This window comes from Vibrio sp. 10N.222.52.B7, assembly GCF_041474275.1.
In the GTDB taxonomy this organism is placed as follows: Bacteria; Pseudomonadota; Gammaproteobacteria; order Enterobacterales; family Vibrionaceae; genus Vibrio; species Vibrio crassostreae_C.
In genome coordinates, this window is the sequence record NZ_JBFRTU010000145.1 from 1 (window position 1) to 650 (window position 650).

Sequence of the window (650 nt, forward strand, 5' to 3'; positions counted from 1 at the left end):
TAAACCACAATTACCCCATAATGATAAATAACTGTTTTAGATTTATGTCCAGCTAAATATGGATTTTATTCTTTTTTAACCATCTAACAAAAGTCTTTGCAATTTTTGTTAATTTAGGGCTTTTGTTTACAAAATTTCGAATAAATTGATTTTTTGTCAATCCAGGGCCAACAACGATCCCTTCTTTTAGTCTTTCTTTATTTGAAAGCACGAGTGAGAAGCCCTTAGCGATATAATGACGATAAGCTATATCAAATTTTGTGTTTGAATCGGCATTTATAGATATGCCTACACTACTACCTCCAAGTTTTTTTCCACTTTCTGGTTGACTTCCCCAAAGTTCAAGATCGTCGGATGGATGTGGAGGGACAAAAGTTCCAATACCATTTTTCTGTAGCATGTACGAAAAGTGAATATCCTCTCCAGAAGTTTTACTATAATTAAGTTCAGGAAGTTCTTGCCAGAACAGAGATAAATGCTCCCTTTTGAAAAACCAACAATGTCCCACAATATCAACTTGTTCGACCTCATTATTAGGGTTTTTCCAGCCCACATCAATATAAGGTTCATAAGCAGATCGGCTAAGATACTTTAGTCCTCTAGTCCCTAATAATCCAGAATGAGTTTTCATTGTATTCAAGCAGTTTTCA

Annotated in this window: 1 protein-coding gene; it reads right to left on the reverse strand. The window is 34.6% G+C overall.

Translation table 11 applies throughout. The features are described 5' to 3' along the window. Nucleotides 1-52 precede the first annotated feature (52 nt). A partial coding sequence (locus tag AB4512_RS21800) for a hypothetical protein (protein ID WP_372175631.1) occupies nucleotides 53-650 on the reverse strand: 598 nt, incomplete at its 5' end.